Source organism: Kitasatospora sp. NPDC059146 (assembly GCF_042786665.1).
GTDB lineage: Bacteria > Actinomycetota > Actinomycetes > Streptomycetales > Streptomycetaceae > Kitasatospora.
Map to the genome: position 1 here is coordinate 41,069 of NZ_JBHZCY010000031.1, position 17,692 is coordinate 58,760.

General features: G+C 71.4%; 14 protein-coding genes and 2 pseudogenes. 9 read left to right on the forward strand and 7 right to left on the reverse strand.

From position 1 onward, the window contains the following. Nucleotides 1–80: 80 nt before the first annotated feature. The 5 genes from ACFXPX_RS16265 to ACFXPX_RS16285 all read right to left on the reverse strand — a co-directional run bounded on the left by ACFXPX_RS16265 (nucleotide 81) and on the right by ACFXPX_RS16285 (nucleotide 6,125). The gene (locus ACFXPX_RS16265) at nucleotides 81–734 is read right to left on the reverse strand and encodes a CoA transferase subunit B (RefSeq protein ID WP_380526047.1); all 654 of its coding nucleotides are present in this window, start codon (nucleotides 732–734) and stop codon (nucleotides 81–83) included. Then, on the reverse strand, nucleotides 734–1,489 hold the full coding sequence (locus ACFXPX_RS16270) for a CoA transferase subunit A (RefSeq protein ID WP_380526049.1): 756 nt from the start codon (nucleotides 1,487–1,489) through the stop codon (nucleotides 734–736). The genes ACFXPX_RS16265 and ACFXPX_RS16270 overlap by 1 nt, the downstream gene beginning before the upstream one ends. Before the next feature lie 277 nt (nucleotides 1,490–1,766). Beyond that, a complete protein-coding gene (locus ACFXPX_RS16275) occupies nucleotides 1,767–2,276 on the reverse strand; it encodes a DUF4863 family protein (RefSeq protein WP_380641742.1) in 510 nt (169 codons plus the stop codon). A gap of 457 nt (nucleotides 2,277–2,733) precedes the next feature. Further along, nucleotides 2,734–5,274, reverse strand: a complete 2,541-nt coding sequence (locus tag ACFXPX_RS16280) for an ABC transporter permease (RefSeq protein WP_380641745.1) — start codon at nucleotides 5,272–5,274, stop codon at nucleotides 2,734–2,736. A 68-nt stretch (nucleotides 5,275–5,342) separates the two neighbouring features. After that, nucleotides 5,343–6,125, reverse strand: coding sequence for an ABC transporter ATP-binding protein (locus ACFXPX_RS16285; RefSeq protein WP_380641748.1), 783 nt, complete (start codon nucleotides 6,123–6,125; stop codon nucleotides 5,343–5,345). A gap of 153 nt (nucleotides 6,126–6,278) precedes the next feature. On the opposite strand from ACFXPX_RS16285, the gene ACFXPX_RS16290 reads away from it, so the two are divergent. From ACFXPX_RS16290 to ACFXPX_RS16320, 7 genes and pseudogenes are all read left to right on the forward strand, one after another. Beyond that, nucleotides 6,279–7,490: a sensor histidine kinase gene (locus ACFXPX_RS16290; RefSeq protein WP_380641751.1), complete on the forward strand. Its 1,212-nt coding sequence runs from the start codon at nucleotides 6,279–6,281 to the stop codon at nucleotides 7,488–7,490. A gap of 11 nt (nucleotides 7,491–7,501) precedes the next feature. Continuing rightward, complete coding sequence (locus tag ACFXPX_RS16295; RefSeq protein WP_380641754.1) at nucleotides 7,502–8,179, forward strand: response regulator; 678 nt, start codon at nucleotides 7,502–7,504, stop codon at nucleotides 8,177–8,179. A gap of 283 nt (nucleotides 8,180–8,462) precedes the next feature. Beyond that, complete coding sequence (locus tag ACFXPX_RS16300; RefSeq protein WP_380526061.1) at nucleotides 8,463–9,092, forward strand: cysteine hydrolase family protein; 630 nt, start codon at nucleotides 8,463–8,465, stop codon at nucleotides 9,090–9,092. A 39-nt stretch (nucleotides 9,093–9,131) separates the two neighbouring features. Continuing rightward, on the forward strand, nucleotides 9,132–11,471 hold the full coding sequence (locus tag ACFXPX_RS16305) for an FUSC family protein (RefSeq protein WP_380641757.1): 2,340 nt from the start codon (nucleotides 9,132–9,134) through the stop codon (nucleotides 11,469–11,471). A gap of 228 nt (nucleotides 11,472–11,699) precedes the next feature. Then, complete coding sequence (locus ACFXPX_RS16310; protein ID WP_380641760.1) at nucleotides 11,700–11,825, forward strand: hypothetical protein; 126 nt, start codon at nucleotides 11,700–11,702, stop codon at nucleotides 11,823–11,825. Nucleotides 11,826–12,011: 186 nt separating this feature from the next. Then, nucleotides 12,012–12,698, forward strand: a pseudogene (locus ACFXPX_RS16315) (NAD(P)-dependent oxidoreductase); the annotation flags it as partial. Nucleotides 12,699–12,734: 36 nt separating this feature from the next. After that, nucleotides 12,735–13,238 carry a DinB family protein gene (locus tag ACFXPX_RS16320; protein WP_360237055.1) on the forward strand — a complete coding sequence of 168 codons (504 nt, stop codon included), beginning with the start codon at nucleotides 12,735–12,737 and terminating at the stop codon, nucleotides 13,236–13,238. Between the two features lie 27 nt (nucleotides 13,239–13,265). Here the strand turns inward: ACFXPX_RS16320 and ACFXPX_RS16325 are convergent, their stop codons facing one another. Both ACFXPX_RS16325 and ACFXPX_RS16330 read right to left on the reverse strand, forming a co-directional pair. Then, a complete protein-coding gene (locus ACFXPX_RS16325) occupies nucleotides 13,266–14,168 on the reverse strand; it encodes a UTP--glucose-1-phosphate uridylyltransferase (RefSeq protein ID WP_380641768.1) in 903 nt (300 codons plus the stop codon). Between the two features lie 528 nt (nucleotides 14,169–14,696). Further along, nucleotides 14,697–15,851, reverse strand: a pseudogene (locus ACFXPX_RS16330) (MFS transporter); the annotation flags it as partial. A 254-nt stretch (nucleotides 15,852–16,105) separates the two neighbouring features. Between ACFXPX_RS16330 and ACFXPX_RS16335 the strand changes: the two are divergent. Together ACFXPX_RS16335 and ACFXPX_RS16340 are read left to right on the forward strand one after the other, a co-directional pair. Beyond that, on the forward strand, nucleotides 16,106–16,477 hold the full coding sequence (locus ACFXPX_RS16335; protein ID WP_375885966.1) for a YciI family protein: 372 nt from the start codon (nucleotides 16,106–16,108) through the stop codon (nucleotides 16,475–16,477). Further along, nucleotides 16,474–17,688: an RNA polymerase sigma factor gene (locus tag ACFXPX_RS16340; protein WP_380526068.1), complete on the forward strand. Its 1,215-nt coding sequence runs from the start codon at nucleotides 16,474–16,476 to the stop codon at nucleotides 17,686–17,688. Before ACFXPX_RS16335 ends, ACFXPX_RS16340 begins: the two co-directional genes overlap by 4 nt. Nucleotides 17,689–17,692 lie beyond the last annotated feature (4 nt).

Genomic DNA, 17,692 nt, shown 5'->3' on the forward strand with positions numbered 1-17,692 from the left:
AAGGGTACGGGATGGTACGAGGAGGCCCGCCGGCGCGGCGACTGTCCGGGGTACCGGGCTGGCGGGCGGCCGGCCGACGGTCAGACCGATGTCGCCAGGGCCGACACGACGCGGATGGGGGCCGCGGTGCGGGCGGCGATCTCCTCGGCGGTGACACCGGGGGCCGTCTCGACGAGGACCAGGCCGTCGTCGGTGACGTCCAGGACGCCGAGGTCGGTGATGATGCGGTTCACGCACGCCTTGCCGGTGAGCGGCAGGGTGCATTCGGCGACGATCTTCGGGCTGCCGTCCTTGGCGGTGTGCTCCATCAGCACGATGACCTGGCGCGCGCCATGGACCAGGTCCATGGCCCCGCCCATGCCCTTGACTATCTTGCCGGGGATCACCCAGTTGGCCAGGTCCCCGCGGGCCGAGACCTGCATGGCGCCCAGGACGGCGGTGTGGATGTGGCCGCCGCGGATCATGCCGAAGGAGAGCGCGGAGTCGAAGAACGCCGCGCCGGGCAGGACGGTGACGGTCTCCTTGCCCGCGTTGATCAGATCGGGGTCGACCACCTCCTCGGACGGGTAGGGACCGACCCCCAGGATCCCGTTCTCCGACTGGAGCACCACCCGGATCCCGTCCGGCACGTGGTCCGGGATCCGGGTGGGCAGGCCGATTCCGAGGTTGACGTAGTCACCGTCGTTGAGCTCCATGGCGGCGCGGGCCGCCATCTCGTCCCTGGTCCAGGCCATCAGGCGTGCACCGTCCTCTTCTCTATTCCCTTGTCCGCCGCCTGCTGGGGCGTCAGTTCGACGACGCGCTGGACGAACACGCCCGGCAGGTGGATCTCGTCCGGGTCCAACACGCCGGGCTCGACCAGTTCCTCGACCTCGGCGACGGTGATCCGCCCGGCCATGGCGGCCAGCGGGTTGAAGTTGCGGGCGGAGCGGTGGAAGACCAGGTTGCCGAGACGGTCGCCGCGGGCAGCGCGCACCAGGGCGTAGTCAGTTGTGATACCGCGCTCCATCACGTACTGGCGGCCGTCGAAGGTACGCACCTCCTTGTGCGGCGATGTCACGACCACCGACCCGTCGGCGGCGTAGCGCCAGGGCAGGCCGCCCTCGGCGACGAGGGTGCCGACACCGGCCGGGGTGAAAAAGGCGGGGATGCCACAGCCGCCGGCCCGCATCCGCTCGGCCAGGGTGCCCTGCGGGGTCAGCTCCAACTCCAGTTCGCCGCCCAAGTACTGGCGGGCGAACTCCTTGTTCTCGCCGATGTAGGACGCGGTCACCCGCGCGATCTTTCCGGCGGCCAGCAGGATGCCCAGGCCCCCGCCGTCCGTGCCGCAGTTGTTCGACACCACGCGCAGTCCTGTGACACCGCGCTCGAAGAGCGCGTGGATCAGCACATTCGGGACGCCGACCAGACCGAACCCGCCGACGGCGAGCGACGCGCCGTCCGCCATGTCCGCCACTGCCTCCTCGGCAGTGGCCACCACCTTGTCCATCAGCAGAGCGCTCCAATCCGTTCGTTCATCAAACTTGTGCGGCATATCGCCGCCGGTTCCCCGCCTTCGAAGCCCCTGGATCGAATCACCACCCGCCCCGCGACCCGGGCCTGGAACCCGCCTGCCGATCACCAGCCCGTAGGCCTGTCAGGGCGGCAACGCGGGGCACCCACAGTGGGCCGCCGGCAGGCCCGGCAAGGCCGTGGCCCCTGCCACGCCCCCGCGCATGACCACCGAGGCGCGACATCGTCCGGCTCCAACGGCGCATCGGTGGCGCCTACTTGGCGAACGGCCTGGCGTCGTAGGAGATGCGGCCCGCCGGCAGGTAGAACAGGGCGATCAGCCCGCCACCACGTCCCTCGGGGTAGTGCTTGCTCGCCGGCGCCGGGGCGGTCCAGCCCGCCCCCTGCCAGCCGTGCGGGCCGCGGAGCTCGGCGCCCGCGTCGATCGGGACGACCATGTTGATCTCGCCGTACGGGTGCTGGTGGAACTGGCCCCGGTAGACCGGCACGCTGTTCATGTACACCGCGGTGATACTGAAGTACTCGGTCCGCTCGGAGGGCGGCTCGATGACGCTGCGGCGGTAGTGAGGACCGTCGATCTCGACGTTCGCGGCCCACCCCTCCTCCAGCCCCTGCTTGACCAGCTTCGACAGGTCCGTGTGCAGCTCAGAGTCGGGGCCGTAGGTGGTGTTGAGCCAGGTTTCCAGTTCCTTGCCTGCGGTGCGGTTCTTGATCTCCCGCAGGAACGGGATACTGCGCTCGACGAGAGCCTGCCTGCTGTCCACGGTGTTCACCTTCTCTGTGGTGTGGGGAATGAGCTTGTGGAGTGGAGCCGCAGGCTAGTTACACCGAATCGGCGTAACTAAACATGCGGTGATCATTCGGCCTTGTCGGACCCACCTGGAAGGCGACTGGGCCCGGTGGCCTTGCGCCGCCCGGGAGCGTTGCCCGGCGGGACCGAGTGCTGCGCGGGGCAGGCGCCACGGCTGTCCCCTGGGGAAGGTTCAGGACCTGCCCGCGGCCTTCTCCATCCACCAGATGTCCCCCTCGGGGCAAGTTACTTTACAGATAGAGACTGTAACTTTTCTTTTCCGGACGGGGAAGTCCGAGCGACCGGGAAGGACACCGCGAACCTGACCGGGCTCGCTGCCGGCAGCCGGACGACCATCTCCCGGTTCCGCGTTCGACAACGTGCGTCGGACACTTGAGAGGCAGACCGTCGGCGGTGGCGGGCTGGTGAAGCTATTCCGTTCCGATCGCCGTCAGGACCGGGGTGCGGGCCGCGCGGCGCGCCGGCCACAGCGAGGCCAGGAGACCGGCGAGTGCGGCCAGGAGCAGGAGGACGACCAGGCGCCCGACGGGCACGCCGTGGTGGTAGCCGGAAAGGTGGCCGGCGATCAGTTCACCGCCGGCCCAGCCGAGGAAGACGCCCAGGGCGGTGCCCAGCACGCCGCCGAAGACGGCGATGACGACGGCTTCGGCGCGCACCATGGCGCGCACTCCCGCCCGGGTGAGGCCGATCGCCCGCAGCATGCCGATCTCGCGCCGGCGCTCGGCGACGGACAGCGCCAGGGTGTTCGCGATACCCAGGAACGCGACCGTGACGGACAGCGCGAGAAGGGCGTAGAGCAGGTTCAGCATGCGGTTGGTGCCGTCTGCGGCCGCCCGTGCCAGGTCGTCGCTGCTGTCGATGCTCAGGGCAGGGCTGTCGCCGAGGGCGTGAGTGAGGGCGAGCCGCAGCGCGGCGCTGGGGTGGTCCCGGGTGGTGAGAAGGACCTTCTTGGCGGTGTCAGGGGCCGAGGACAGGACGGCGGTGTCGATGAGGATGCCGGTCAGCAGAGTGTTGGACTCGTACACGCCCGCCACCGTCAACTGCGCGGGCCGTCCGTCCGGTAGCTGGGCGTTGAACCGGCTTCCCGCTGTCCAGCCGTAAGCGCGGGCGTCGTCGGTGGTCACCAGGACTCTCGGGCCACCGAATGCATCCGCCGACCCGCCGGCCAGACGAAGGCGCAGCATGTCGCGCACGGCCGTGGTGGGAACGGCCAGTGCGTACTGCCGGCCCTGGTTGATGGACAGTTCCGCTTCACGGATCGCTGCGGTGGCGGTGACGTCGGAGCTGGCGGCCAGGCGCTGTTCCACGGTGGCGGACAGGGGAGTGAGGTCCTGCATCGAGACGACGTAGTCGGCCTTGACGACGTGGGCGCTCTGGGCGTTGGCGGCGGCGAGGCCACCGGCCGCGATCATGGTCAGGGCCGTCACCAGGCTCACGCCGATGACCAGCGAGGCGGCGGCCGCCGCGGTCCGCCAGGGGTTTCGGGTGCTGTTGCGTATCGCCAGCCGCGCGCTGATCCCGGCCCTGCCGAGGAGGGGGCGGACCGGGGCGAGGGCTGGTGCGACCAGCATCGGCAGGAGTGCGAGCAGGCCGGCGGCGGCAAGGACGGCACCCAGTGCCACCACCGGGGCGCCGTTCTGGATGCTGTCGGTCCTCGGTCCGGCCAGCAGACAGGCCACCCCGCTGCCGGCCAGCAGGATGCCAACGAGCACGCGGGCCCTGCCGCTGCTCTTCGGTGCCGGGGCGAGAGCGGTGCGCAGGGCGGCCAGCGGCGCGATTCGGGCAGCCCTGCGGGCGGGCAGCCATGCGGCGACCAGCGTGGTCAGCACCCCCGCCAGCAGGGGGAGGACGAGCGCGTAAGCGGGCAGGCTCAGAGACCCACCGGTGGGGAGTGGGCCGCCCTTGCCCAGACCGCTGGCAAGGGGGCGCAGGCCCTGGGCGACGCCGATGCCCACCGCGATCCCGGCCAGTGACGCCACGAGCGCGACCAGAAAGGCCTCGGCCAGCACCAGACGGGTGATCTGGCGACGCGAGGCCCCGATCGCCCGCAACAGGCCGATCTGCCTGGCCCGTTGGGCGACGAGCATGCCGAAGGTGTTCGTGATCAGGAAGCAGGAGACGAACAGCGCGACGGCGGCGAAGGACAGCAACGTGGTGCGCAGCCCGGTGACCGTGCTCTGAGCGGCAAGCTGCTGGTCCCGGGTGAGGAAGGCCGCCGTCATGGTGACCGTGCCCGGGAGCGTCCGCTCCGCTGCCTGCTGCAGCTGCTCGGCCGGAATGCCGGGTGCGGCCTTGACGTGGAACTCGCTGTAGTGGCCGGGGCTGGTGAAGTGCTGCTGCGCGGTCGCGGTGTCGAACAGCACTAGGCTTCCACCGGCGGTGACGGCGGGCTCGGCCTGTGTGGTGAAGACACCGCTGATCCGCGCGGTGAGACCAGGCCCGTCCACCGAGATCCGGGCGGTGTCCCCCACATGGTAACCGCACCGTGCGGCGCTGGCCTCGTCGACGGCGATCTCGCCGCCTCCGGCGGGTGGGCGACCGCCGATGAAGGTGAATCGAGGGTCGCCTTCGCCGCTGTCTGCGTAGTTGCCCGCCCTGGCGGGGCCGCCGCGACCGGCCGGGCGGCCGTCCGGACAGCCCAGGGCCGTCGAGCCCGAGACGACGGCGAGGACACCGCCGGCCTCGGGAAGGCCCTGCACCCGCCGCAGGTCGGCCGGGGTCAGGGACGGCAGCCGGTCATCCGGCGCCGCGGCGGCTCCCCGGCCGTCCGGACGGATCACCACATCGGTGTGGGTGTACGTCTGCTGGTAGGAGCCGGTGAGCGCATCGGAGACGGTGGCGGTGAACAGGAGGATCCCGGTGACGAAGGCGACGCCGACGGTGACGGCCAGCGCAGTCAGCGCCATGCGGGACTTGTGGGCGCGTACGGTGCGCCAGGCGGTGCGAAACATGAAAGTGCGAAGTCCTGACTTGGCAGCGGGCAGCCTTGCCGGCCGCGCAGCGGTAGGGGCGGACGAAGTCAGCGCGATCGCCGGGCATCGAGATCCTTCATCCGGTCCAGCACCGCATCCGCGGTGGGTCCGTCCATCTCGTCCACGATCCGGCCGTCCATGAGGAACACCACCCGGTCCGCGTAGGCGGCGGCGCCCGGGTCATGGGTGACCATGACCACCGTCTGCCCGAGCTCACGCACCGAGTGCCGCAGGAAGCCGAGCACCTCCGCTCCGGAGCGCGAGTCGAGGTTGCCGGTCGGCTCGTCAGCGAACACGATCTCCGGCCTGGCCGCGAGCGCCCGGGCGATGGCCACGCGCTGCTGCTGGCCGCCGGACAGCTGGGAGGGCCGGTGGGAGAGGCGAGAGGCCAGCCCCACCGTCGCGATGACGGTGTCCAGCCACTCCTTGTCGGGTGTCCGGCCCGCGATGTCGAGGGGCAGAGTGATGTTCTCCAACGCGCTCAGCGTCGGCAGCAGGTTGAACGCCTGGAAGATGAAACCGATCTCGTCCCGGCGCAGCCGGGTGAGCTGCTTGTCGTTCAGGGCGCCCAGCTCCGCGGTGCCGATGCGCACCGAGCCGCTGGTGAAGGAGTCGAGGCCGGCCATGCAGTGCATCAGCGTCGACTTGCCCGACCCGGACGGGCCCATGATCGCGGTGAACATGCCCCGACCGAAGTCCGCGTCGACCTTGTCCAGCGCCACGACCCGTGCCTCGCCGCTCCCGTATGACTTGCTCAGACCCCGCGCGCAGGCGGCGGCCTCGTTCGGCAATACGGTCGGCGCGGTCAAGGCGCTGCGTTCACGGCTCATACGAACTCCTCAGGGGCAGACGGCAGATCGACATCGACGATCCTCCCGGCACGGGCCGGGTGCGCGGATCGACCGGATGGCCGACTGCCATGCCGGAGCCTCGGTCAAACGGTGGAGGGCCGGCGGATGCGCGTGGGCGTAGCGTGGACCGACATGTTCACCACCTCGGCGCGCGCCATGCTCGCCTCCTGGCTCCGAAGCCACCGCGGCCACGCCATCGCCGCCGCGTCGGCCCTGGCCGTGATGACCGCCGAGGCCCTCGACACCGGCTTTGCGCCCACAACCGCCGCGACGATCGCCGTCGGTCTGCTGTGCGTCGCGGCGCTCCTGGCGCCGCCCCACCATCTGACGCGCACCGGATGGGCCGCGGTCACCGCCTCCACCGGCCTGTCCCTGGTGACCGCCCACCTGGCGCACCGACCCGAGCACTCTCCCGGCACCACGGAGATGGGCGTGCTGCTGCTCCTCACCATCCGCGCGATCCGCCACGAGCCTGTCCGAGGGATGATCCCGCTCGCCACCGCCGCCTATCTCGCCGCCACGCTGGTTCTGCTGCGCCTGCCCGGCTCCGAGTTCGTCAAGGCGGCCAAGTACAGCGCCCCGGTCTTGCTGCTCGCCGCCCCCGTGCTGGTCCTCCTCGGCCTCTACCTGCGCCTGCTCGATGCCACCCGTGAACGTGAGCACCAGGCCCGCCTGAACGCCCAGCGCCTCGAATACGCCCGTGAACTGCACGACTTCGTCGGTCACCACGTCACCGCCATCACCGCGCAGGTCAAAGCCGTGCGCTTCACCACCGCAAACGGCCGCCCGCCGACATCCCAGGTTCTGGACCAGGCCTTGGCCAACATCGAGGACGCCGCCGCACAGGCGACGGACTCCATGCGGGCCATGGTCACCTTCCTGCGTCAAGCGGACCGCTCTGCGCCGCTGGATGCCCCCGATGGACTGCATGGCCTGCCGGACCTCGCGGAATCCCTGCGCTCGGCCGGACCCGCCGTCCGCCTCACCATCGACCCCAGGCTGCTCGCGGCGCCCCCGGCCGACCACATCGCCTCAACGGTCCACCACATCGTCCGGGAAGCCCTGACCAACATCCGCAAACACGCCGGCCAGGCCGACACGGTCACCATCGACATCCGCCTGGCCTCGAACGATGTCGCGCTCACCGTCTGCGTCACCGACAACGCCGAGCCCCAGGCCGACACGCCGCCATGCCGAAGCCCCGACGGGTTCGGCATCACCGGACTGCGTGAGCGCGTCCACGCCCTGGGCGGACGCCTGGCCGCAGGACCCGGACCGGCCGACGGCTGGCAGGTGAGCGCCGAGATCCCCCTCAGCCGCAACGCCTCCGCAGGCCCGTCCTGACGCCTGGCACGATGGGCACCATGACCATCCGCGTCCTCCTCGCCGACGACCAGGTCACCGTGCGCGCCGCGTACCGGATGATCCTCGACTCCCAACCGGACATCGAAGTCGTCGCCGAAGCCGCGACCGGAACCACCGCCGTCGCCGAAGCCCGCCGACTGCGCCCCGACGTCTGCCTGCTCGACATCCGCATGCCCGGTATGGACGGACTCGAAGCCACCCGCCTCCTCGCCGGACCCGACGCGGCACAACCGCTCAAGGTGGTCATCGCCACCACCTTCGACCTCGACGAATACGTCTACAGCGCGCTGCGGCACGGAGCGTGCGGCTTCGTCCTCAAGGACTGCTCCCCCGCTTTGCTCATCGAAGCCGTCCGCGCGGCCGCCGTGGGCGGCTCGCTCATCTCCCCCTCCGTCACCGTCCGACTCCTGCGGCACATGACCGCCCAGCCCACGCGGCAGCCGGCCCGCCCCGGACCCGACGCTCCCCCGCCGCACGAGCCACTCACCCCTCGCGAACAGGACGTCGTCGCCATGGTCGCCCGAGGCCTGACCAACGACGAGGTCGCCGCCGCCCTCTACGTCACCCTCTCCACGGTGAAGACCCACCTCGGCAGCGCCCAGCGCAAACTCGGCGCCCGCAACCGCGTCGAAGTCGCCGCCCGCGCCTGGCAGCACGGCCTGACCTGAGGCCAACACCCAGGGCCGGGTTGGCCGTTGATTCGGCGCGCATCGGCAACCTCGTTCGAACTCACGCCGACCCAGCAGGCCTCCCACACGCCTCGGCATCCGCGACGTGACTCTCGCGCCGTCAAGTCCCGGCCACTGGGCTCGACTCACTGATGGGCACTTGCATGCCGGTGCGGCATCCGCGAGGGGGCTGCACTCGGACGCAAGTTGCGTTACAGTCATTACTTGTAACGGTAGTTCCCAGTCCGGGGGCCGCCGACTACTACTGCACTGGAGGACAGCCATGGCAAGCACCTACGAACACGGTCGAGTGGGACTGCTGCTCGTCGACCTCGTCAACGAGAACTTCTCGAAGGACGGCAAGGCCTATTCCATCTACGCGCCGGAATACGAACGGCTGGGTACGATCGACAACCTGAAGAAGCTCATCGCCGGTGTGCGGCGGCACAAGGACGTTCCCGTCTTCTACTCGACGACGTCCTTCACCGATGAGGACTACTCGACGTGGAAGCACGTCTCCGGGATCCACCGGCAGATGTTCGACAGCCGGATGTTCGGGGCCGGCACCTGGAACACCGAGTTCCACGAGGACCTGGCTCCCCGGCCGGGCGACGTGGTCCTCGCGCCGCACAAGAGCCTCGACGTCTTCCACCACACCGACCTGGAATTCCAGCTCCGGCAGCGTGGCGTCGAATACCTGGCGATCGCCGGGGTCTCCGGGATCATGGCCGTCGAATCGACGGCCCGCACCGCGATGGAGCGCGGCTACCACGTCACCGCGTTCACCGACGCGATAGCCGCTCCCGGTGGCCTGGTCACCTACCAAGCGATGATGCGCGGCCTGAGCATGGTCTCCCACAACGTGGTCGGCGTGGACGACTTCCTGGCCTCGCTCGACGAATCCGCGGCATAGGACATCCACGATCGATCCGGCGAGAAGGGCGGCTGGGGCATGCGGCGAACGCAATCGGGACCGGCGGATGCCTACGATCGGTTCCTGGCATCCGATCCCGGACTGGTTCGGCTGCTCTCCGCCCTCGGCACGGTCGGCGCGGTGCTGCTGACGCTCGGTGCCCTCACGGCACTGGACGCCCCGGTGCCGATCCTGGTGACGGGTGCCCTCACGGCGATGGTCAGCACGGCCGCGGTCACCGAACCCCGGCCGCGCGACCAAGCGCTGACCCTGGCAATGGGCGTGCCGGTCTCTCTGACCGTCATGACGGTCGGAAGCGTGCTGGCCCCGTACCGGGTCGTTGCGGATGTGGTGTTCGTGCTCCTGATCTTCGCCGCCATCCACATCCGGCACCTGGGCCCGCGCGCGACCACACTGGGTGTCTTCGCCTTCCAGCTCTTCTTTGTGACCCAGTTCGTCGGGACCCGCGTGGAGCAGTTGCCACAGTTGTCCGTGGCCGTACTGACGGCCTTCCTCGGCTCGGCGCTGGTCCGGTTCACCGTCCTGGGCTCGTCGCCGCAGCGGACGCTGACACGGCTGCAACGAGCCTTCGACCTGCGTCTCGTGCTGGTGCTCGACTCGCTGATCGATGTGACCGAGGGCGGACCGCTGGCGCCACGCACCCAGCGGGCGGTCGACGACCTACGCCGACAGGCTGCCCGCCTGCACACGGGCGCACTGATGATCCAGAAGCAGCTGGCGGCCCGCACGACCGACGAGCACACCGCCACCGCGATCCAGCGCCACGTGGCGGAAGCCGAAACGGCCGTGGAACGGCTGGCCGTCCTCGTGCTGCGAGTCCTGCGGCCCGGCGCCGACGTCGACACCCTGGCCCGACACCTGACGAAGGCACGACCCGCCGGTTTCCCCGCCGACGCCCAGGACCTGGCGACGCTGCCCGTACTGAACTCGGAGCTGCGTGCGCTGCGCACGGCGATCGGTCCGGGTCCGCTGCGGCCGGCCGGCCCCGATGCCGACGAGGTCCGCGACCGGCTGTTCGGCTACCGCCGTGACGAGCACATGCCCGACGCATCCCCGGCGATGCAGGACGTCTTCCGCTCCGCCGGAGACCTCGCCCACGCCCTGCTTCGCTATCGCCCGGCCATCGACGGTCAAACCCTGGCGGCCCAGAACACCCCCGGGACAGCACGGGTTCGTGAGGAGCTCCGGGCGGTGGGATCCGACCTGGCGAAGGACGCCGTACAGGATCAGCACGGCCCTCGCCTCCGCCCCACCACCAGGACCGCACTCCAGGTCGCGACCGGATCGGCACTGGCCATCGTCGGCGGCGAACTGCTGTCACCCCAGCGCTGGTACTGGGCGGTTTTCACCTGCTGGGTGGTGTTCATCGGCACCGGCTCCACCGGCGAGATCCTCGTCAGGGGATACCGGCGCCTGATCGGCACGGTGACGGGTGTCGCCGCCGGACTCGCCCTCGCCGCCCTGATAAGCGGCGCACCTTGGCCGGCCTTCGCGCTGGCGGGCCTCAGCGTGTTCGGGATGTACTACACGATCACGGTGTCCTACACCCTGATGTCCTTCTTCGTCACCACCATGCTCGGCATGCTCTACACGCTGCTCCACACCCTCACCCCGGGCGTGCTGGTGGTGCGGATCGAGGAGACCGCGCTGGGAATCGCGTGCGGACTGACCGCCGCTCAGCTCCTGCTGCCGGTGCACACCCGCGAACGCACGGACCAGCTGCTGCGCGACGTGCTGGAGCAGCTGCGAGCGGTGCTCTCCCGATCGCTGGCCCAGTTGAGCGGCGAGCCCGGCGGGGACCTGCTCGACCCGGCCCGCGCACTGGATACGGCCCTGGACGGCCTGCGCCTGTCGGTGCAGCCGCTGACCATGCCGATCAGCCCGCTGCGGTCCCGCCGGCGCGCCGCGCTCACCGTCCTGGGCCAACTGGAGACGGCGGCCTTCCACACCCGCAGCCTGGCCGCCACCGCCGGACTGGTACCGGCCGGCCTCCACCTCGGCACCGATCCGCGCCTCGTGGACGAGGCCCGCAGGATTGACCACAACCTCGCGATCCTGATCGGCGGGGCAGCCCTCCGAGACGGGGACGAATCTCTGGTCGCACGCGGTCCCGGGATCCCCACCCAGCTCGCAGTGAGCGAGCCCGGGGCGCGCGCGGAAGACATCAACGCGACGCGACGGGTCCTGCGACACCTGCAACGCGTGGACGAGAGCATCCAGAACCTGGCCCGGACACTTCACCTGCCCGTCTCCCCGGAACCAAGCCGCTGCCCAGACCGGCAGATACCTGTCCGCACCGCCACTGAGGCACGAACGCCCGGGCCCAAGGACTTCCGACAAGTCGGTCGTCCTGAGTAATCCACAGGTCGGGGATCCTCCTCCCCGTGCCCCTACCCGTGTCGCGCGGGAGCTGACCCAGTCCGCTCCGGACGCGGCCCCATAGCGCCCGGGGACACCGGCGGCGCCACCGAGCTCCCCACCGCCCGTGCATACCAGGCACCGAAGCCGCTCAGAACATGCAGCTCTGGCGGCAAGTCATAATGGTGAGGCGCCAGGCGGCGCGCAGAGAGGATCCTGAGGTACGGCTTGATTCCCCGCTACGGCGTCGACCCCACCCGGCACGAGCTGATCGCGACCTGGGGAACGGGGGAGGGAGATCTCGCCAGCCGCATCGCCGGCCTCCCCGCCGCGGCCGACGCTCCGTTCTCCTGAGTCCGGCTCGCACGCTCACCCACCTGCCCGAGACCACGTGGCGCACCTGCACCCACCCGACCAGCTCCGCCGCCTCCCAGAAGCCCAACTCCGAGGGCTGGCGCTGCGCGGAGGAACGCAAGGCGTTCGACGAGGTCCCCGGTGCCACCGTCCGGCCCAACCTCCCCCAGGACGGCATTGCTCGACGTCGCCGAACACGCCTGGGCCCTCGCCCTCGCCGTCAACCGCCGCCTCACCCGCGCCGCCACCCGCACCCGGGAGTTCGACTTCCGCCTCGACGGCCTCCTCGGCCGGGACGTCCACGGCATGACCGTCGGCGTGATCGGCACCGGCAAGATCGGCGAGTGCTTCACCCGGATCGCGGCCGGCTTCGGCACCGAACTCCTCGGCTGGGACATCGCCGAGAACCCGGCCTGCCGCGAACTCGGCATGCACTACACCGAGTTGCCCGAACTCCTCACCCGCGCCGACCTGGTCAGCCTGCACGTCCCCCTGCTCCCGGCCACCCACCACCTGATCGACACCGCCGCCCTGGCCCGCATGAAGGACGACGCCATCCTCGTCAACTCCAGCCGCGGCGGCCTGATCGACAGCGCCGCCCTGGTCGAGACCCTGCGCGCCGGCCGCCTCTCCGGCGTCGGCCTGGACGTCTACGAGGAGGAGACCGGCGTCTTCTTCACCGACCGCTCCGTCCAAGGCATCACCGACGACGTCCTCGCCCGCCTCGTCACCTTCCCCCAGGTCCTGGTCACCAGCCACCAGGCCTACTTCACCCACACCGCCGTCGGCCAGATCATCGACGCCACCGCCCGCAACATCGACGACTACGCCGCCGGCCGCACCAACGAGAACACCCTCGTCCCCGGGCCCTGACCGAAGGGAGCGGAGGGGTCTGCTAGCGTCCCGCGCATGATCAAGACCGTGCCGTTCACCGGCGGCGAGAAGGAAAGCCTGCACACGGCCCTGGACCGGCACCGGGACGTGGTGGTGTGGAAGGTCCAGGGCCTGGACGACGAGCAGTTGCGGCGGCCGATGACGCCGTCGGGGACGAGCCTGCTGGGCCTGGTCAAGCACCTGGCCGGCGCCGAACTCGGCTGGTTCCGGGAGACCTTCGGCCGGGAGACCGGGCCGCTGCCGTTCGACCTCGACGCGGACGAGAGCTCCGACATGCGGATCGAGCCGCACGAGTCGACGGCGGAGGTGCTGGCCTTCTACGCCCGCGCCCGGGCCGCCGCCGACGAGGTGATCGAGGAGCTCGACCTGGAGTCCACCGGCACCTCCTGGTCGGGCCGGACGGTCTCGCTGCGCTGGGTGCTCATCCACATGGCCACCGAGACCGCCCGGCACGCCGGGCACCTGGACATCCTGCGCGAACTCACCGACGGCGCCACCGGGGACCACGACCGGAGCTGACCGACAGCGGCCCCGGCCCCGGCCCGCCTACTCGGCCGGGGCCAACTCCGCCGCCAGCTCCCGCAGTTCGTGCCCGTACTCCGGGTTGGCGAGGGCCGCCGCGAACTGCGCCCGCAGGTAGGCGGCGGGGTTGCCGGTGTCGTACCAGGTGCCGGCGATGACCTGCCCGTAGACGGCGCGGCGGGCCGCGTAGGCGTTGATGGCGTCGGTCAGGTAGACCTCGTCCTCGGGCTTCTCGTGCCAGCGGCGGGTGAGTTCGCGCAGTTCGTCGACGATGCCGGGGGTGATGACGTACCCGCCGATGGCGGCGTACCCGGAGGGGGCGTCGGCCGGCTTGGGCTTCTCGACCAGGCCGGTGATCCGCAGCGACCCGCCGCCGAGGTCCTCCTTCACCACCGGGACGCCGTAGCGGTAGGAGTCCTCGGGCGCCATCGGCATCAGCGCCAGCACCGGCGCGTTGGTCTGCTCGAACGCCCGGATCAGCTGCTGCGCCCGGGGCACCTCGGCGACGAACACGTCGTCCGGCCAGAGCACCAGGCAGGGCTCGTCCCCGAAGTGCCGGGCGGCGTTGAGCACCGGGGTGCCGTTGCCGTACGGGCCGTGCTGGTAGAGGTAGCTGATGTGCCCCTTGCGGGACAGCTCCCCGACCTCCTCGACCGCGTCCGCGAACGCCGCCTTGCCGTCCCGGCGCAGTTGCTCGACCAGCACCGGGTTGGGGCGGAAGTGCTCCTGGATCAGGCCCTTGTCGCCGTTGACGACGATGGTGATGTCGGTGATGCCGCTCTCGATCAGCTCGCGCACGGTGTGCTCGATCACCGGCTTGTCGCCGACCGGCAGCATCTCCTTCGGGGTGGCCTTGGTCAGCGGCAGCAGGCGGGAGCCCAGCCCGGCGGCGGGGATGACGGCACGGCGGATGGTCCTGGGGGCCATGTGATGCTCTCTCATGTCGATGGTGCTGAGCCGCAGTTGAGCGGCACCGCGACCGACGCTACCAAGGATCACTCCATGATCATTACCGCCCGCCGGGAAGCGGCGGACACCACCGCCGCCCCCGCACCGGCCGTTCACCCGGGCCGGGTAGAGGCCGTTTCCCCGGCCTCCTCCATGGCCTCCTCCACGGCCCCCTCCCCTGCCGTCTCCCCGGCCACTCCCCCCCGCCGGCCGTACCGCCGGCCGCACCGCCAGGGCCAGCAGCGCGAGCCCGGCGAACAGTGCGGCGGCGATCAGCCCGTTCACCTGCAGCCCGGCCGTGAACGCCGAGCGCGCGCCGCGCAGCAGTGCGGCGCCCTGCTCGGCGGGCAGGTGCCGGGCCGCCTCGACCGCGGCGGCCGGCGAGTCGGGGCCGCCGCCCGTGCGCTCGCGGTAGACCGCCGCGGCGACGGTGCCGAGCACCGCGAAGCCGAGCGAGCCGCCGAGGTAGTTGCCGGTCTCCGACATCGCCGCCGCCGAGCCCGCCCGCTCCGGCGGCACCGAGTCGAGGACCAGCCCGGTGCCCAGGGCGAACAGCGGCCCGGTGCCGAGCGCCAGCACCGCGATGCCGGTCATCACCAGCGGCAGCGAGCCCGCACCCCCGTCCACGGCGACCAGCAGCAGGGCGCCCAGCGCCGAGAGCGCCAGGCCGCCGGCGATCGCGGTGGTCGGCCGCACCCGGCCGAGCAGCCGCGGCGCGGCCAGGGTGCCGGCCGCCACCGCCAGGCCCATCGGCGCGAACAGCACGGCCGAGGCGAACGGCGAGCGGCCCAGCACGCTCTGGAGGTACTGGGTGACCAGCAGTCCGGTACCGGCCATCGCCGTCCCGGCCAGCACCAGCGAGACCAGCACCGCCGCGAACAGCCGGTTGCGCAGCAGTCCCAGGTCCAACAACGGCTGCTCCAGCCCCCGTTGACGCCGGACGAAGAGGTAGCCGACGCCGGTGCCGAGCAGCAGGGCGGCCGCCGGGACGCCGGTCGCGCCCCCGACCGGCAACTGCTTGACGCCGTACAGCACCAGCAGCACCGCCGCCAGCGACAGCCCGACCCCGGCTGGGTCCGGCCGCCCCACCTCCCCGCCGCGGAACTCGGGCAGCAGGAACGGCCCGGCGGCCAGCAGCAGCGCCATCGCCGGGACGGCGGCCAGGAACACCGACCCCCACCAGAAGGACCGGAGCAGCAGTCCGGCCAGCACCGGCCCCAGCGCACCGCCCGCGAACTGGCAGGTCGCCCAGACGGCGACGGCCCGTCCGCGCTCGCGGTCGTCCCGGAACATGTTCGTGATCAGCGCCAGCGTGGACGGCGCCAGCGTGGCCCCGGCGACGCCCAGCAGGGCCCGGACCACGATCAGCATCAGCGGGTCGACCGCGAGGGCGGCGACCACCGACAGCACCGCGAAGGCCGCCGCGCCGATGAGCAACAGGCGTCGACGGCCGATCCGGTCGCCCAGCGTGCCCATGGTGATCACCAGCCCGGCCACCATCAGCCCGTAGCCGTCGCTGATCCACAGCTGTTCGACGGCGGAGGCGCCCAGGTCCGCGCTCAGCCTCGGCAGGGCGAGCAGCAGCGCCGTCATGTCCATCGCGACCACCAGGGTCGGCAGCATCAGCAGGGCCAGCCCCAGCCGGGCCCGGTCAGCTCTCATCGCGTGCTCCTCGTCGTCTCTCGTCGCGGGTTCCCCGCATCGGGTTCCTCGCACCGGTCGGTCGGAGCGGCCGGGGACTTCTTGACGTCGGAGCACCGGGGGACGGGAAGAGACCCGACGGATGGGAGAGACCCGAGGGGGGGCGACGAAACCCGTGGGAGATTTCTCCGACGGGGATGTCAAGACGGCGGCCCCGGCTCCGACCGTACGGTCGAGGGGCCCGCACGGGGCCCGCCCACGACGAGGAGGACGCGATGAAGTTCCTGATCAGCCTGCACATCAACCCGGCCGTGCTGGACGCGCTGACCGACGAGGAGAAGGCCGCGATCGGCGCCGGGCACGGCGCGTTCATCGAGGAGTTGAAGGCCTCCGGCGAACTGATCCTCACCCAGGCGCTGGTCGACCCGTCGCAGGCCGCCGTGGTCACCGTCCGGGACGGCCGGCCGGTGGTGACCGACGGCCCGTACCTGGAGGCCAAGGAGTTCCTGGGCGGCTTCTACCTGCTCGACTGCGACAACAAGGAGCGGGCCGTCGAACTGGCCGCGCGGATCCCGGACGCGGCGATCGAGGGGCTGGGCGTCGAGGTGCGCCAGGTGATGTTCTCCGACGGACACTTGGAGGCATGACGGCACCGGACTTCGAGGGCCTGCTGCGTGAACTCACGCCGCAGGTCCTCGGCACCTTGGTACGACGGTACGACCGCTTCGAGGGCTGCGAGGACGCCGTCCAGGAGGCCGTCCTCGCCGCCACCGTGCAGTGGCCCGAGGAGGGCGTACCGGACAACCCGCGCGGCTGGCTGGTGACGGTCGCCTCCCGGCGGCTGGTCGACCGGATCCGCAGCGACCGCGCCCGCCGCGAGCGCGAGCACGCGACCACGGCCGCCGAGGTGCTGCCCGAGGACGTGCCGGACACCGACGACACCCTGGTGCTGCTGTTCCTGTGCTGCCACCCGGCGCTCACCGCCGCCTCCCAGACCGCGCTCACCCTGCGCGCCGTCGGCGGCCTGACCACCGCCGAGATCGCCCGCGCCTTCCTGGTGCCGGAAGCCACCATGGCGGCCCGGATCAGCCGGGCCAAGCAGCGGATCCGGGCCGCCGGCAGCTCCTTCGCCCTCCCCGAGGGCGCCGAGCGCGAGGAACGGCTGCGGGTCGTCCTGCACGTGCTCTACCTGATCTTCAACGAGGGGTACACCGCCTCCTCGGGCAGTGAGCTGCACCGCACCGACCTCGCCCAGGAGGCCGTCCGGCTGGCCCGGATCGTGCACGCCCAGCTGCCCGAGGACTCCGAGGTGACCGGGCTGCTCGCCCTGATGCTGCTCACCCACGCTCGCCGGGCCGCCCGCACCACCGCCACCGGCGACCTGGTCCCGCTGGCCGAACAGGACCGCACCGGCTGGGACCGCCCGCTGCTCGACGAGGGCACCGCCCTCGCCAAGGCCGCCCTGGCCGGCCCCGCCCTGGGCCCGTACCAGCTCCAGGCCGCCATCGCCGCCACCCACGCCGACGCCGCCACCGCGGACCGGACCGACTGGGCCCAGGTGCACGCGCTCTACCTGATCCTGGAGCGGATCGCCCCCAACCCGATGGTCACCCTCAACCGCGCCGTCGCCCTCGCCGAGCTGAACGGCCCGCGGGCCGGCCTCGACCTGCTCGCCACCCTGGACGCCGACCGGCGCCTGGCCGACCACCACCGGCTGCTCTCCGTCCGGGCCCACCTGCTGGAACGCTCCGGCGACCGGGCGGCCGCGTACGACCACTACCGCCGCGCGGCCAAGGCCACCGCGAGCCTCGCCGAGCAGCGCTTCCTGGAGGCCCGGGCCCGCCGCCTCCAGCCCTGACGCG

What these genes read in the sequence shown, in the direction of transcription:
- ACFXPX_RS16280 (WP_380641745.1), bottom strand. Translation starts at nt 5,274, where the DNA reads ATGTTTCGCACCGCCTGGCGCACCGTACGCGCCCACAAGTCCCGCATG.
- ACFXPX_RS16295 (WP_380641754.1), top strand. Translation starts at nt 7,502, where the DNA reads ATGGGCACCATGACCATCCGCGTCCTCCTCGCCGACGACCAGGTCACC.
- ACFXPX_RS16325 (WP_380641768.1), bottom strand. Translation starts at nt 14,168, where the DNA reads ATGGCCCCCAGGACCATCCGCCGTGCCGTCATCCCCGCCGCCGGGCTG.
- ACFXPX_RS16285 (WP_380641748.1), bottom strand. Translation starts at nt 6,125, where the DNA reads ATGAGCCGTGAACGCAGCGCCTTGACCGCGCCGACCGTATTGCCGAAC.
- ACFXPX_RS16270 (WP_380526049.1), bottom strand. Translation starts at nt 1,489, where the DNA reads ATGGACAAGGTGGTGGCCACTGCCGAGGAGGCAGTGGCGGACATGGCG.
- ACFXPX_RS16265 (WP_380526047.1), bottom strand. Translation starts at nt 734, where the DNA reads ATGGCCTGGACCAGGGACGAGATGGCGGCCCGCGCCGCCATGGAGCTC.
- ACFXPX_RS16305 (WP_380641757.1), top strand. Translation starts at nt 9,132, where the DNA reads ATGCGGCGAACGCAATCGGGACCGGCGGATGCCTACGATCGGTTCCTG.
- ACFXPX_RS16290 (WP_380641751.1), top strand. Translation starts at nt 6,279, where the DNA reads ATGTTCACCACCTCGGCGCGCGCCATGCTCGCCTCCTGGCTCCGAAGC.
- ACFXPX_RS16335 (WP_375885966.1), top strand. Translation starts at nt 16,106, where the DNA reads ATGAAGTTCCTGATCAGCCTGCACATCAACCCGGCCGTGCTGGACGCG.
- ACFXPX_RS16340 (WP_380526068.1), top strand. Translation starts at nt 16,474, where the DNA reads ATGACGGCACCGGACTTCGAGGGCCTGCTGCGTGAACTCACGCCGCAG.
- ACFXPX_RS16300 (WP_380526061.1), top strand. Translation starts at nt 8,463, where the DNA reads ATGGCAAGCACCTACGAACACGGTCGAGTGGGACTGCTGCTCGTCGAC.
- ACFXPX_RS16320 (WP_360237055.1), top strand. Translation starts at nt 12,735, where the DNA reads ATGATCAAGACCGTGCCGTTCACCGGCGGCGAGAAGGAAAGCCTGCAC.